This window comes from Staphylococcus sp. IVB6240 (genome assembly GCF_025558425.1).
GTDB lineage: Bacteria > Bacillota > Bacilli > Staphylococcales > Staphylococcaceae > Staphylococcus.
Window position 1 is genome coordinate 609,133 of record NZ_CP094718.1, and the last position, 15,822, is coordinate 624,954.

Here is a 15,822-nt window from a genome sequence, read left to right on the forward strand (position 1 = left end):
TACTGTTAATGTGATTCAGTTGAATGGTTGTTTGGTGTTGATCCAGCTGTATCTAAAATTAAGATAATGACAAAAACAAAAGCAGCTAGCGCGATAGGTGTGACTACGTTAAGTGGTCCGCCACCGCCTAAGCTATTTAATACGAAGTTCACCATCTCGAATAATACAACAGCCCAGATAAACGTAATGACATATTTCATTATGTACACGCCTCCATTTTTGCTGATAGTGCTATTATAAAGCTCTTTTGTTTAATTGTATAGTAGGGGCAAGTTTATTGCTTTTATTTTTTAGTACCTTGTGTTAAATTAATACCTGGTATTAAAAAAATAAAAGAAGGTGTTCAAACCATGAATGTAGGAATTAAAGGATTTGGCGCTTATGTTCCAGAGAATGTTGTTGATAATCATTATTTTGAAGCATATCTGGATACATCAGATGAATGGATTTCACAAATGACAGGCATAAAAGAACGTCGCTGGGCAAATAAAGAACAAGATACATCAGACCTCGCATATGAAGCGAGCGTGAGAGCAATAGAAGATGCAGGTATAAAACCGGAAGATGTGGACATGGTTATTGTTGCAACATCAACAGGTGATCATCGTTTTCCAACAGTTGCAAATAAGTTACAAGAACGTTTAGGATTGTCCAAAGTAGCATCTATGGACCAACTTGCTGCGTGTACAGGATTTATGTATAGCATTGTGACTGCAAGAGCGTTTATACTATCAGGAGATTATAAAAATATTTTAGTTGTAGGCGCAGAAAAGCTATCTAAAATTACAGACTTAAATGATCGTGGTACAGCTATTTTATTTGGTGATGGTGCAGGGGCTGCTATTATTGGTGAAGTGTCTGGTAACCGTGGTATCCTAAGCTATGAATTGGGTTCAGATGGTATCGGTGGCAAATACTTATACCAAGAACAAGAAACAGACTTAATTCGCATGAATGGTCGAGAAGTCTTTAAGTTTGCTGTACGTGTGATGGGAGATTCCTCAGCACGTGTCGTAGAAAAGGCTGAACTGACTGCAGATGATGTCGATATGTTTATTCCACACCAAGCGAATATCCGTATTATGGAGTCAGCACGCGAACGATTAGGTTTATCAAAAGAAAAAATGAGCGTATCCGTAGATAAATATGGGAATACCTCTGCTGCATCCATCCCGCTAAGCATTGGTCAAGAATTAGAAAATGGCCGTATTAAAGATGATGATATATTAGTATTAGTAGGTTTTGGTGGCGGCCTTACGTGGGGTTCTATCGTGATTCGCTGGGGAAAATAATAGAGGAGGCAACACAATGACAAAGAAACAACGTGTCGTAGTGACAGGATTAGGAGCATTATCACCTATTGGCAATGATGTGCCAACGATGTGGCAAAATGCATTAAATGGTGTGAATGGTATTGATAAGATTACACGTATTGATACGGAGCCATTTCAAGTTCATATCGGTGGGGAACTAAAAGATTTTAACATTGAAGATCATATTCCAAAAAAGGAAGCACGCAAAATGTCACGCTTTACACAATACGCAGTTGTAGCAGCACGTCAAGCAGTTGCAGATGCTCAATTGAAAATCGATGAATCAAATGCTGATCGTATAGGTGTTTGGATTGGTTCAGGTATTGGTGGTATGGAGACATTTGAAGAATCATATGAGCAATTGAAAAAGCGTGGACCGAGACGTGTAAGCCCATTCTTCGTACCTATGTTAATTCCAGATATGGCAACTGGACAAGTATCGATAGATCTTGGTGCAAAAGGGCCAAATGGTTCTACCGTAACGGCTTGTGCAACAGCAACAAACTCAATTGGAGAAGCATTTAAATTTATCGAGCGTGGCGATGCGGACGCAATGATCGCAGGTGGTACAGAAGCACCAATTACAAATATGTCTATTGCAGGATTCAGTGCAAGTCGTGCACTCTCAACAAACAATGATCCCGAAACAGCATGCCGTCCATTCCAAGAGGGACGCGATGGTTTTATTATGAGTGAAGGTGCAGGCATTGTTGTATTAGAATCATTAGAGTCTGCACAAGCACGTGGTGCAAAAATTTATGCTGAAGTTGTTGGCTATGGATCAACGGGTGATGCACATCATATTACAGCGCCAGGACCAGACGGTGAAGGTGGTGCCCGTGCGATGAAAATGGCACTCGATGATGCAGACATCACACCGGATCGAGTACAATATTTAAATGCACATGGTACAAGTACACCAATTGGCGATTTATTCGAAATCAAAGCGATTAAAACAACATTTGGTGATGCAGCTAAGCAATTAAAAATCAGTTCTACCAAATCAATGACAGGTCATCTATTAGGTGCGACTGGCGGGATTGAAGCCATCTTCTCTGTACTCTCAATTCGAGACGGGAAAATTGCACCAACCATTCATGCTAATGCAATGGACCCAGAAATTGATTTAGATATCACGCCGAATGAGGCAGTAGATCATGATATTACCCACGCAATGAGTAATAGTTTAGGTTTTGGTGGACATAACGCAGTACTAGTCTTTAAAAAATTTGAACAATAATTAAATAGAAAAAGCGCGTATTTTCATACACTAATTAAAAGTTTATGAAAGTGCGCGCTTATTTTTATTGTTATTATAGAATGGCTTAACCTAACGTAAATGCCAAAATAAAAGAAAGAATTAAATACACTGTATTCACAAGTAGTGCGGGTTTAATCCAGGGTTGAACCACATAATATTCACGTTTTGGTGATTTGGGGTTGTAAAACTCATCTTCCTCGTACATTTCACGATGTTTCTTACGCATAAGTTGATAGCGAAACTTTCTAAAACCATAACTTGTTACATCAAAAATCCCTTCTTGGACTAGTAGTAACATGAAAAGCAAAATGAGAGTGATGATAGATAATGTAAAGAATGTATTGATAAAGTGGACCCATGTATGTGTACCAGTTAACCAAATGAGAAAAGTAATGGCTGGGGTCATCAATATGTATATTAAAGTATTAATATTAAATCGCTTCATTAATATCCTCCTTCTTATAAATATTAAGCTAATAATAAAATATTGTAATCTAAGTTTTTGTAATCATCAACAATTCAAAAGTTTTATGTTAAAAATTAATCTTTAGAAATGTTGCTATAATAACGTTCTTAATTATTAACAATATGTATATTAAAAAAACATCTTGAATATAAAAATATAGGAGACTATAATTACATTAATATTTCTGAAAATTTTGAAGGGAATGTTAATTGAACAAAGGGGGAAATACATATGCTTAAATATACACTTAAGCGCTTGCTGTATATGGTGATTTCATTAGTGATTATCATTTCAATTACCTTTTTCCTAATGAAATTAATGCCAGGTTCACCATTCAATGATGAGAAGTTGAGTGAAGAGCAAAAAATAGTCCTGAATGAAAAATATGGGCTGAATGATCCACTACCTGTGCAATATGCGAATTATATGGCAAATGTTGTGAAAGGGGATTTTGGGAATTCGTTCCAATATGATGGACAACCTGTATGGGAATTGATTCAACCAAGGTTAATTCCATCACTCCAAATGGGTCTGATAGCGATGGCAATCGGTGTCGTATTAGGTGTTGTATTGGGAGTAATAGCAGCAACAAGGCAAAACACCTGGGTCGATTATTTAGCGACACTCATCTCGGTTATCGCAATTTCGGTACCATCATTCGTACTTGCTGTGTTACTTCAATATCTTTTCGCAGTTAAGTTACAATGGTTCCCGGTTGCAGGTTGGGAAGGTATATCAACAGCTGTCTTACCTTCACTTGCATTATCAGCGGTTGTTCTTGCAACAGTCGCACGTTATATTCGAGCAGAAATGATAGAAGTGTTGAGTTCAGATTACATATTATTGGCGCGAGCAAAGGGGAATTCAACATACGCAGTCTTATTTAAACATGCACTCAGAAATGCATTGATTCCAGTTGTCACAATCCTAGTTCCGATGTTAGCGAGCATTTTAACAGGTACATTAACGATTGAAAATATATTCGGGGTACCCGGACTAGGGGATCAATTCGTTCGTTCGATCACAACGAATGACTTTTCTGTAATTATGGCGATTACGTTATTGTTCAGTACATTGTTTATCGTTTCAATTTTCCTTGTCGATGTACTTTACGGATTAATCGATCCACGTATTCGTGTACAAGGGGGTAAAAAATAATGACGAAAGATTTACATCATTTACCAAAAGATGATCCATCAGGTGCAACAATGGCTCAAACAACAGGTGTGATGCATGAAGATTTCGTACGTACAGGCACACCAGACCTTGATCAACAGGCATTACAACGTGAAGGACGTACGTTTTGGCAAGATGCATGGACACAATTGACACACAACAAGCTTGCAGTTGTCGGAATGATTGGGCTATTAATTATCTTACTATTAGCTTTGATTGGACCTTTATTGAATAGTCATGGTTATGCAGAACAAGATGTAGAACGTCGTAATTTACCACCCAAAGTTGCTGTTCTTGATAAAGTACCATTTCTTCCATTTGACGGTTCAGGTGTAGAAGGAAATGCATATGAGAATGCAAAAGTAAAAGAAAACTTCTGGTTTGGGACAGACCAATTAGGTCGTGACCTTTGGACGCGTACTTGGAAAGGTGCGCAAGTATCATTATTCATCGGTTTTGTCGCAGCTGTTCTTGATATCTTTATCGGTGTCATATACGGAGCGATTTCCGGATATTTCGGTGGTCGTGTAGATGACGTGATGCAGCGTATTATCGAAATTATTTCATCTATTCCGACATTGATTGTCGTGATCCTCTTCGTATTAATTTTCGAACCATCGATTTGGACAATTATTTTAGCGATGACCATCACAGGATGGATCGGCATGAGCCGTGTTGTTCGTGGAGAATTCTTAAAATTGAAAAACCAAGAATTCGTATTAGCATCACGCACACTCGGAACATCAGACTTAAAATTAATTTTTAAACATATCTTACCGAATACATTAGGTGCAATTATCGTAACATCAATGTTTACAGTACCAAATGCCATCTTCTTCGAGGCATTCTTGAGCTTTATCGGTATTGGGGTACCAGCACCACAATCTTCACTAGGTTCATTAGTAAATGAAGGTCGTGCGATGCTACTGATTCACCCTCATGAACTATTTATTCCAGCACTTATTTTAAGTTTATTAATTTTATTTTTCTATTTATTCAGTGACGGTCTACGCGATGCATTCGACCCTAAAATGCGTAAATAAACGAAGATGTGAGGGGAGTGTTTAGGGATTGAGCAGAATGTAAGCAATGAGGAAAATTGTTTTTTGATTTTCTTGAATTGTGAAATTCTGCCGAAAGCCCTGCTCCCAGAACACTGACAAGAACGAGGATGTGAAGGGAGCGTTTAGGGATTGAGCAGAATGAAAGCAATGAGAAAAATCGCTTTTTGATTTTCTAGAATTGCGAAATTCTGCCGAAAGCCCTGCTCCCAGAACACTGACAAAAGGAGGATGATACCATGTCTGAACATATTTTAGAAGTGAAGGACTTGCATGTTTCCTTTGATATTACGGCAGGGGAAGTGCAAGCAGTTCGTGGTGTGGATTTCTATTTAGATAAAGGGGAAACATTAGCGATTGTAGGTGAATCTGGCTCTGGTAAGTCAGTGACAACAAAAGCAATTACAAAGTTGTTCCAAGGTCCGACAGGTAAAATTAAAAAAGGACAAATTTTATTTGATGGCGAGGATTTAACGCAGAAATCAGAAAAAGAATTAATGAAGTTGCGTGGGAAAGAGATCTCAATGATTTTCCAAGATCCAATGACGTCATTAAACCCTACAATGAAAATTGGTAAGCAAGTGATGGAGCCAATTATTAAGCATATCGGTTTAAGCAAAGCAGACGCTAAAAAACGTGCGATTGAATTATTAAAGTTAGTTGGTTTAAAAAATGTAGAAAAACGTTTTAATGCCTACCCACATCAATTTTCAGGTGGACAACGTCAACGTATCGTTATCGCTTTAGCATTAGCATGTGAACCTAAAATTTTAATTGCCGATGAACCAACAACAGCACTTGATGTAACGATGCAGGCACAAATTTTAGATTTGATGAAGGAACTCCAACAAAAGATTGATACAGCAATTATATTCATCACGCATGACTTAGGTGTGGTTGCGAATGTAGCCGATCGTGTTGCTGTCATGTATGGTGGACAAATGATTGAAACAGGGAATGTGGATGAGATTTTCTATGATCCACGCCATCCATACACTTGGGGCTTATTGTCATCGATGCCTGATTTAGAAACAGAAGAGGATACGGAATTATTAGCGATTCCTGGGACACCACCTGACTTGGTGCATCCACCTAAGGGAGATGCTTTTGCAGCGAGAAGTGAATACGCATTAGCGATTGACTTCAAAGAGGCGCCACCATGGTTTAGTGTCTCTCCAACACATTTTGTACGTTCATGGTTGCTGGATGAGCGCGCACCAGTGGTTGATCCACCACCGATTGTAAAACGAAAACAGCGTGAGATGCCGAATAATTTCGACAAACCAGAACGTGTAGAAAGGGTGTCGTTTTAAATGGGAAACAGGGAGAAACTTGTAGAAGTACAAAACTTGAAACAATACTTTAATGTTGGTAAACCAAATGAAGTACGCGCGATTGACGATATTTCATTTGATATTTATAAAGGGGAAACATTTGGCCTTGTTGGCGAATCAGGTTCTGGGAAATCAACAACAGGAAAAGCGATTATTAAATTAAACGATGTGACAGATGGTAAGGTGCTTTACGAAGGGGTTAATATACAAGAAATCAAAAATCGCAAAGAGTTATTGAAATTTAATAAAAAAATTCAAATGATTTTCCAAGATCCATATGCATCATTGAATCCACGTTTAAAAGTGATGGATATTGTTGCGGAAGGGATTGATATACACGGACTTGCCTCTGATCGTCGAGATCGAAAAAAGCGTGTATATGACTTATTAGAAACGGTGGGACTACGAAAAAGTCACGCGAACCGTTATCCACATGAGTTTTCAGGTGGTCAGCGTCAACGTATCGGTATTGCGCGTGCCCTTGCTGTTGAACCAGAGTTTATCATTGCCGATGAACCCATTTCTGCACTAGACGTATCGATTCAAGCACAAGTTGTCAATTTAATGCAGAAGTTAAAACGTGAACGTAATATTACGTTTTTATTCATCGCACATGATCTCTCAATGGTGAAGTACATATCAGATAGAATTGCGGTCATGCACCTCGGCCGTATTGTTGAGATTGGTACCGCAGATCAAATCTACAACAATCCAGTGCATCCATATACACAATCATTGTTATCAGCCGTACCACAGCCTGATCCAGAAACAGAGCGAACAAGAAAGCGTATTGCTTACAAGCATGATCCAAGCAAAAATGATGCGCGCACGTTACATGAAGTGGCGCCTGATCATTTAGTGTTTGCGACTGAAGAAGAACTCGAAAAGTTTCAGGCAGATTATCAAAAAGAACGTGTATAATTTTTGAAAGGGGAATGTCAAGTGAAGACACGGAGAACATTGAAAATATTCACGCCACTTTTGGCTGCTACACTCGTCCTTTCAGCATGTGGCAGCGGCGAAGGGATTTATGATGATAAAGGACAAGTCTTTCGTAAAGTAATTCCACAAGATATGTCATCACTAGATACGGCGAAAGTAACAGATACTGTGAGTTTTGATAAGTTCAATCAAGTGTATGAAGGACTTTATGTATTAGATGGTGACGACAAAGCACAGCCAGGTGTAGCCAAAGGGGAACCAAAAATTTCTGAAGATGGTAAGACATGGACTGTGAAGTTAAGAGAAGATGCGAAATGGTCAAACGGCGATCCAGTAACAGCACATGACTTTGAATTCGCATGGAAACGTGTCGTCGATCCGGATACAGCTTCAGAGTATGCATATATTATGTATGACTTAAAAAATGCTGAAGAAATCAACTTAGGTAAAAAGAAAGTAGATTCACTAGGTGTTAAAGCGTTAGATGATCATACGTTACAATTTGAACTGACAAAAGCTATTCCATACTTTAAAGAAATGCTCGCTTTTGGAACATATATGCCACAAAATGAAAAAGTTGTGAAAAAATATGGTGATCGTTATGGAACGAATGAGGATAAAGCGGTATACAATGGACCATTTAAAGTAAAAGAATGGGCAGTAGAAGATAAAATTCTATTAGTAAAGAATGATAAATACTGGGATAAAGATGTTGTGAAGTTAGACAAAGTGAATTATAAAGTCTTAAAAGATGGTCAAGCAGGGGCGTCTTTATATGATACAAATTCAGTGGATGATACAACGATTTCATCTGAACAAGTTGAAAAATACAAAGATAATCCAGCTTTAAAGAAACGTCTTCTTGCAGCAACATTCTATTTAAAATTGAATCAAGGTACGGTACCTGCATTCAAGGATAAAAATATGCGTTTAGCACTCGCACAAGCAGTAGATAAGCAAGCATATGTTGATGCAGTGTTAAATAACGGGTCAGCACCGAGTGATGGTTTCACATCAAAAGCAACAGCCAAAGCACCAGATGATTCGGACTTTGCTGATCAAATCAATTCACCATTAGTTTATAATCCTGAAAAAGCGAAAGAAAACTATGAAAAAGCGAAAAAAACTTTAGGTGAAGACTCATTTACATTTAAGCTAAATACAGAAGATACACCTGCATCAAAAATATCAGCAGAGTTTATTAAAGCACAAATTGAGAAAAACTTACCTGGTGTTACGATTAAAATTCAACAGTTACCATTCAAACAGCGTATTGCACGAGAACAAAGTGAAAACTACGATATTTCACTTTCTGGTTGGGGTCCAGACTATCCTGATCCATTAACATTCTTAAATATCATGACAACTGGTAACTCATCAAACAATACTGGTTGGGGCAACAAAGAATACGATAAGATGTTGAAAGATGCCAATGGTGCATTATTACAAAAAGAAGAAGAGCGTAATCAAACATTAATTGATGCGGAAGAACTTCTATTGAACAATGCGCCAATCACGCCGATTTACCAAAAAGGGGAAGCGCATTTGACGAACCCACAAGTGAAAAACTTGCAGTATCATAATATTGGTGGCGACACAACATTGAAATACGCGTATATCGATAAGAGTATTGATCGAGAAACAGGTAAAAAGAAAGAAAAATAACAATGATAAGCAGAGTCCTTTGACATAGAGGGCTCTGTTTTTGTCGCGTTTTATAGATCGACTTGTTATGATATCCATATAATGAGCTAAGGAGAAACTAAATGACTAAAATAACAGAAACAGAGAAAGAAGCTTTATTAGTTACATTAAAAACACGTTTTGAAAAGTATCCAGAACGCCATGAAGGTGTCACTTGGGATGACATAGAACAAAAATTGTTGGTATCAGATACAAAGTTATGGTCGCTGAGTGAAATGGAGCGTACTGAAGGTGAACCAGATGTTATTGTACTAGAAGACGGTCAGTACGCATTTGTAGATTGTTCAGCAGAAAGTCCTAAAGGGCATAGAAGTGTTTGTTATGATCAAGCGGCATGGGCATTACGTAAGAAGTATAAACCTGAAACGAGTGCTATCGTGATGGCAGAAGAGATGGGGATCGAGCTGTTAACAGAATCCCAATATCGACATCTTCAAACATTTGGTATCTTTGATAAGAAAACATCGAGTTGGATTGTGACACCTGATCATATTCGTGACTTAGGTGGGGCATTGTTCTGTGATTACAGATACGGCACTGTGTTCACATATCATAACGGTGCAGAATCTTATTATGGTGCGAGAGGATTTCGAGGTATGCTTAAAATTTAAAAGAAAGGGGGAGATTGACTGTTGATTTATGACAGTTAATCTCCCTCTTATGGTTATTTATTATTTTGTTTTACGGCCTAAGCCCATCGCTTTTTCCATCTTTTTCAATGTTTTGAATGATGCGCGTTGTGCTTTATCACGACCTTCGTCTAAAATTTCATCTAATCGATCTGATTCATAGAATGTATTGAACTTTTCTTGGAAGTCGATTAAGAATTTTTCAACGATATCTGCTAAGTCACCTTTGAAAGCGCCATATCCTTGACCTTCATATTGTGCCTCTAATGTCGCGATTGGTGTGCCTGTTAAGCTAGAGTAAATTGTTAATAAGTTAGAGATGCCAGGTTTGTTTTCTTTATCATATTTAATGATTCCGTCAGAGTCTGTAACTGCACTTTTGATTTTTTTAGCAGCCAGACGTGGCTCATCTAATAAAGAGATAAAGTTTTTCTGATTGTCATCACTCTTACTCATTTTTTTTGTAGGGTCTTGTAAACTCATGACACGACCACCGACTTTAGGCATTTGAATTTCAGGTTTAACGAGCACATCATTATAGCGACTGTTAAAGCGATCAACGAGGTTACGCGTTAACTCAATATGTTGTTTTTGGTCATCGCCAACTGGTACGATGTCTGTATTATACAAGACGATATCAGCTGCCATAAGTGGTGGATATGTAAGGAGACCAGCCGGAATACCATCATTTTGTTTTTGCGCTTTATCTTTATATTGCGTCATTCGTTCTAATTCACCAATTGATGAAATCGTTGTTAACATCCATCCTGCTTGAACATGTGCAGGGACTTCTGACTGAATAAATAAAGTAATCTTATCTGGATTAAGTCCTGATGCAAGATAAATTGCTGCTAATTGACGAATTTGTTTGCGTAACTTCAAACGGTCTTGAGGTACTGTAATGGCATGTTGATCAACAATACAGAAGAAACAGTTATAATCATCTTGAATCTCTGCAAATTGTTTCAGTGCGCCGATATAGTTTCCTAATGTAGGAATACCACTTGGCTGAATACCGGAAAATAAAGTTTTCATTATTAAAAAGCCTACTTTCTATCATGTATATTGTTGTAACTATTATATCAGTATTTTCTTTGTTTGTAATTTGTGATAAGGTATAAATATCAATTGATTAGATAAGGTTATACGACTTAAGTCTGATTATTTGAATAAAAAAATTTAAATTGCATTTTCTCATTTAATTTTAATGTTGACCACATATAATAAAATCATAACGTTAGAAGACAAGGGCTAAAGTTTTAAAACGTTTTGACATATATTGTGCAGTCAAACAAGAAACGTTAAAAATTATGATGAATGTAAATTCATTAAACTAGGAGAGTGAGATGTATGGTAACATTATTTACTTCACCAAGTTGCACATCTTGCCGTAAAGCGAAAGCATGGTTACAAGAACATGACATTCCGTATACGGAGCGAAATATTTTCTCTGAGCATTTAACTTTAGATGAAATCAAAGAGATCCTTAAAATGACTGAAGATGGAACAGATGAAATTATCTCAACACGTTCAAAAACTTATCAAAAGTTAAACGTGGATATCGATTCATTACCACTTCAAGATTTATACACAATCATTCAAGATAACCCAGGTATCTTGCGTCGTCCAATCATCCTAGACGAGAAGAGATTACAAGTTGGTTACAATGAAGATGAAATTCGCCGTTTCCTACCACGTAAAGTGCGTACGTTCCAATTGCTTGAAGCACAACGTATGGTAGACTAACTTAATTTTTGAAGACACTTTTTTAATTTAAATATTTGACTATTCATGGTTGATTGCGTCCGTGAGTAGACACGAAACAGTGCGTCGCATGCGTGCTGTTTTTTTGTTATCATTTTATAGATTAATGGATGATATGCTTCAGAAAAAGTAGATTTTTGGCGTGATTTGGCCAGCTCATATATAGGCAATTTTATTTAGAAAAATATGCAATATGATATAATAAAGATGTAAAAATCAGTATCACAAATAGCAGAAACAAAAAAATTGTATTTTTAAAGATGATTTCATACAATAAGTATACTATTCATCAACTGTAAAGGAGTGTGATGATATGAGAATAGAGCGCATTGATGATATGACAGTTAAATTATTTATCACTTATACAGATATAGAAGCACGTGGATTTAGACGTGAAGATTTATGGACGAACCGTAAGCGCGGTGAAGAGTTCTTCTGGTCTGTCATGGAAGAAGTCAATGAAGAAGAGGATTTTGTTGTAGAGGGACCATTATGGATTCAAGTACACGCTTTTGAAAAGGGCGTGGAAGTGACGATTTCGAAATCAAAAAATGAACCAGAAATGGGTATGTCAGATGACATGAACGCATTTGAAGAAATTGACAACCATTTAAGTGATCTTTTATCAAATTCTTTCAAAGAACCAGAAGCACATGAAGAGAATCATGCAACGAAGAAAGAACAAAAAACGCGTAAAAGTGTATCTAGTGGTAAAGTACCATTGACGCAAACAGCTATCTTTAAGTTTGATGATTTAGAATCAGTCATTGCTTATGCACATCGCCATAATCAACAATTAACACAATTTGAAGATTTACTTTATATGTTAGATCAACAGTATTATTACGTTATACACTTTGATGCAAGTGTAACAGAAGAAGAAATTCATAATTTCTATAGTCAAATGTTAGAATTTGCGTCATTGAGTGATAAGACAGAGTTATATCTAAATGATTACGGTAAAATTGTTATGAGTTATAACGTCACTGAACAAGTGAAACGATACTTTACATTATAAAAACAGTGAAATGTTTATTTCAAAGCACATTGCAGACGATGAGTGTCTGTTGATGTGCTTTTTCTATTTAAATACAAAAGTAATTCATGAGGTTAATGCGTGTGATGGATTGAGGTGAATCACATGCTAACAGCCTTTAATGAACAAAAAGAACGTATTTTAGCACAGCATGCACAAAAAGAAATAACATACTTTTGTCCAGTTTGTCATGAACCATTAGTTTTAAAACAAGGTTATAAAAATATCGCGCATTTTGCACATCGTCATCAGACGAGTCACTGTGCTCATGGTGAATCGATGTTGCACTATCAATTAAAGTTACATATATTTCGTGAGTTATCAAAAAGTCATGTAGATGTACAACTGGAACCATATATCCATGAAATACAACAAATACCAGATATTGTCGTTGGTCACACGGCGATAGAAATCCAATTAAGCCGTTTATCAATAGATTTGATTCGTCAAAGAACAGAAGGATTAGAGAGGAATGGTTATCAAGTCATATGGCTCACATTACTGCCCAAATATAAAAACGGTGTGTATACTTTAAATCAACTTCAGCAGGCTTGTATTGATCCAAAACACTGTATGTTGTATGGTATTCATCCATTTACACATCGAGTTTATCGTCTATATCATATGATGGGTCTATCGTCACGACAATTTCATGCAGATTGTGAACCTATGGACTATCAGCAATTAAGCGAAGTGCAAGAGGGCAAGTATAGCGAAATGACGATAGTACGTAAGTTATCAACGACACGTATTCTACAGCATATTATTCAATGCAGGAGAAAGAATACAGTCCATGAACCCACTTTATCCATGATGTATCATATGAAATTCAGCGATACTCAAGTCGTTCAGTTAACGGGATATATTTTTCCAGAACAAATCTATATCTATACACATCCTGTTGAATGGCAGTTGAAGTTATTAGAGACAATCAGTCAACAACACAACCCATTTGAAGCATTACAAAGGTATTTAAAGTTCCGTTATTTTGCGAAAGAATCACTGCCACATCAGCAAATTGTTGCGCAATTAGTTCAACGATATAGAAAAATAATGAAAATATAAGTTTTATATGTGATTTTTTTGCCAAAAAATGAGAAAATAGTATTAATTATCTCACATTTTAAGGAGGAAAAGTATGACAATTCAAAGAACTCGTGAAGAACAAGAGCAAAAGTTTCCACAGCACACATGGGATTTAACAACAATTTTCAAAGACGATGCAGCTTGGGAAGAAGCTTTCGAAAAGGTTTCTAACCGTATCGGCGAAGAAGAACAATTCAAAGGACATCTTGGTGATGAGGCAGAAACACTTTATGCTGCATTGCGCCTTCAAGATGAGATTGAAGCAGACCTGGAGTCAGTCTATGTATATGCACATCTGAAACAAGACCAAGATACAGGGAACGATCATTACACTGGATTAGAGTCACGTGCACATCAACTAATCATTCGATTTAGTTCAGCATGGAGCTTTTTAGTGCCCGAATTACTACAAGTAGAAGAAGAAAAAATTCAATCATTTTTAGCGTCTCATGAAGGATTGAAACATTATGCTTTTGCTTTAGAAATGGTCAACCATAAACGCCCACACGTTTTAGATGCAGATAAAGAGAAATTATTAACAGAAGCACAAGATGCTTTATCAACACCAAGTAATGTATTCAGTATGTTTGAGAATGCTGATTTAACATTTGAGGATGTCACAGATAAAGATGGTAATAAGCACCCATTAACACAAGGGACGTTCATTAAATATTTAGAGTCAGATGACCGTGAATTACGTCAGTCTGCCTATAATAACGTATATAAAGCATACGGCGCATATAATAATACATTAAGTGCGACATTAGCAGGTGAAGTGAAGAAACATGTATTTAATGCACGTACACACAACTACAAAACAGCACGTGAGCAAGCATTGAGCAATAACTACATACCAGAAGCGGTATATGATAATCTTGTTAAGACAATCCATAAATACTTACCTTTATTGCATAGATACACAGAATTACGTAAACGTCTATTAGGTATTGATGACTTAAAAATGTATGATATGTATACACCACTTGTGAAAGATATCAAATTTGATATGACATACGAAGAAGCAGTAGAGTGGATGTTAAAAGGTTTAGCACCTATGGGAGAAACATATTTAAATGTCATCAAAGAAGGTCTTGAAAATGGCTGGGTAGATGTATATGAAAACAAAGGTAAACGTTCAGGTGCTTATTCTTCAGGTGCACATCAAACAAATCCATTTATTTTATTGAACTGGTCAGATACTGTCTCAGATTTATTTACACTTGTTCATGAATTTGGACATTCTGCACATAGTTACTTCAGTAGAAAAAATCAATCATCAACATACAGTGGCTACTCTATCTTTGTTGCAGAAGTTGCTTCTACATGTAACGAAGCATTATTAAGCTACTACATGGAACAACATCTTGATGATAAGCGTCGTCTACTTTTATTAAACCAAGAGCTAGAACGTTTTAGAGCGACATTATTCCGTCAAACAATGTTTGCTGAATTTGAACATAAGATTCATCAAATTGAAGAAGCAGGAGAACCATTGACTGCACAACGTATGAACCAAGAATATGCTAAATTGAACCGACAATATTTTGGTGATGTGGTTGAAACTGACGATCATATTAGTAAAGAATGGTCACGTATCCCACACTTCTATATGAACTATTATGTTTACCAATATGCAACTGGATACAGTGCAGCTCAAAGTTTAAGTCACCAAATTTTAACAGAAGGGGAACCTGCTGTTGAAAGATACATCAATGAATTCTTGAAAAAAGGAAGTTCAAATTATCCAATTGAATTATTAAAAAATGCAGGTGTAGATATGACAACACCTCAACCAATTGAAGATGCATTGCATGTTTTTGAGCAAAAATTAGACGCATTTGAAGCATTAATGGACGCTTTGTAAACTGTATTCGTTTACAATATGACGGATTTGTGAAAAGTTTAATTTTTGTGAGTTAAAGGGTTGAAACATCGGTATGGGCATGATATATTATGACCATGAAATTAATCACATAACAAACATACCCCTTTGTTTGAAGTGAAAAATTTCTCCCATCCCCTTTGTTTAGCGCCGTGTTAGAGCACGGCG

At 36.7% G+C, this 15,822-nt stretch carries 15 protein-coding genes; 12 read left to right on the plus strand and 3 right to left on the minus strand.

Features of this window, described 5'->3' with window-relative positions:
- Positions 1 to 5: 5 nt before the first annotated feature.
- Positions 6 to 200 (minus strand): DUF2929 family protein, encoded by a 195-nt coding sequence (locus MUA88_RS03015; RefSeq protein WP_262604661.1) that lies wholly within the window; start codon positions 198 to 200, stop codon positions 6 to 8.
- Positions 201 to 350: 150 nt separating this feature from the next.
- Here MUA88_RS03015 and MUA88_RS03020 point away from each other — a divergent pair, with 150 nt between their 5' ends.
- A complete protein-coding gene (locus MUA88_RS03020) occupies positions 351 to 1,292 on the plus strand; it encodes a beta-ketoacyl-ACP synthase III (RefSeq protein ID WP_262604662.1) in 942 nt (313 codons plus the stop codon).
- Positions 1,293 to 1,308: 16 nt separating this feature from the next.
- Positions 1,309 to 2,553 (plus strand): beta-ketoacyl-ACP synthase II, encoded by a 1,245-nt coding sequence (gene fabF / locus MUA88_RS03025; RefSeq protein ID WP_262605746.1) that lies wholly within the window; start codon positions 1,309 to 1,311, stop codon positions 2,551 to 2,553.
- 85 nt (positions 2,554 to 2,638) lie between these two features.
- On the opposite strand, the gene MUA88_RS03030 is transcribed toward fabF, so the two are convergent.
- A complete protein-coding gene (locus MUA88_RS03030; protein WP_262604664.1) occupies positions 2,639 to 3,019 on the minus strand; it encodes a DUF3899 domain-containing protein in 381 nt (126 codons plus the stop codon).
- Between the two features lie 252 nt (positions 3,020 to 3,271).
- On the opposite strand from MUA88_RS03030, the gene opp3b reads away from it, so the two are divergent.
- From opp3b to MUA88_RS03060, 6 genes are all read left to right on the plus strand, one after another.
- Positions 3,272 to 4,198: an oligopeptide ABC transporter permease gene (opp3b, locus tag MUA88_RS03035; RefSeq protein ID WP_262604665.1), complete on the plus strand. Its 927-nt coding sequence runs from the start codon at positions 3,272 to 3,274 to the stop codon at positions 4,196 to 4,198.
- Complete coding sequence (gene opp3C / locus MUA88_RS03040) at positions 4,198 to 5,259, plus strand: oligopeptide ABC transporter permease (protein ID WP_262604666.1); 1,062 nt, start codon at positions 4,198 to 4,200, stop codon at positions 5,257 to 5,259. The genes opp3b and opp3C overlap by 1 nt, the downstream gene beginning before the upstream one ends.
- A 257-nt stretch (positions 5,260 to 5,516) precedes the next feature.
- Positions 5,517 to 6,590: an ABC transporter ATP-binding protein gene (locus tag MUA88_RS03045; RefSeq protein WP_262604667.1), complete on the plus strand. Its 1,074-nt coding sequence runs from the start codon at positions 5,517 to 5,519 to the stop codon at positions 6,588 to 6,590.
- Complete coding sequence (locus MUA88_RS03050; protein ID WP_262604668.1) at positions 6,591 to 7,532, plus strand: ABC transporter ATP-binding protein; 942 nt, start codon at positions 6,591 to 6,593, stop codon at positions 7,530 to 7,532.
- A 21-nt stretch (positions 7,533 to 7,553) separates the two neighbouring features.
- Complete coding sequence (locus MUA88_RS03055) at positions 7,554 to 9,218, plus strand: peptide ABC transporter substrate-binding protein (RefSeq protein WP_262604669.1); 1,665 nt, start codon at positions 7,554 to 7,556, stop codon at positions 9,216 to 9,218.
- Between the two features lie 101 nt (positions 9,219 to 9,319).
- On the plus strand, positions 9,320 to 9,868 hold the full coding sequence (locus MUA88_RS03060; protein ID WP_262605747.1) for a DUF4256 domain-containing protein: 549 nt from the start codon (positions 9,320 to 9,322) through the stop codon (positions 9,866 to 9,868).
- A 60-nt stretch (positions 9,869 to 9,928) separates the two neighbouring features.
- Here the strand turns inward: MUA88_RS03060 and trpS are convergent, their stop codons facing one another.
- Positions 9,929 to 10,921: a tryptophan--tRNA ligase gene (gene trpS / locus MUA88_RS03065; protein WP_262605748.1), complete on the minus strand. Its 993-nt coding sequence runs from the start codon at positions 10,919 to 10,921 to the stop codon at positions 9,929 to 9,931.
- A gap of 315 nt (positions 10,922 to 11,236) precedes the next feature.
- Here trpS and spxA point away from each other — a divergent pair, with 315 nt between their 5' ends.
- The 4 genes from spxA (at position 11,237) to pepF (ending at position 15,636) form a co-directional block, all read left to right on the plus strand.
- Positions 11,237 to 11,632, plus strand: a complete 396-nt coding sequence (gene spxA, locus MUA88_RS03070; RefSeq protein ID WP_044360477.1) for a transcriptional regulator SpxA — start codon at positions 11,237 to 11,239, stop codon at positions 11,630 to 11,632.
- Positions 11,633 to 11,963: 331 nt separating this feature from the next.
- Complete coding sequence (gene mecA, locus MUA88_RS03075) at positions 11,964 to 12,668, plus strand: adaptor protein MecA (protein ID WP_262604672.1); 705 nt, start codon at positions 11,964 to 11,966, stop codon at positions 12,666 to 12,668.
- A gap of 123 nt (positions 12,669 to 12,791) precedes the next feature.
- Positions 12,792 to 13,751, plus strand: coding sequence for a competence protein CoiA (locus MUA88_RS03080; protein WP_262605749.1), 960 nt, complete (start codon positions 12,792 to 12,794; stop codon positions 13,749 to 13,751).
- 73 nt (positions 13,752 to 13,824) lie between these two features.
- Positions 13,825 to 15,636, plus strand: a complete 1,812-nt coding sequence (pepF, locus tag MUA88_RS03085; protein WP_262605750.1) for an oligoendopeptidase F — start codon at positions 13,825 to 13,827, stop codon at positions 15,634 to 15,636.
- Positions 15,637 to 15,822 lie beyond the last annotated feature (186 nt).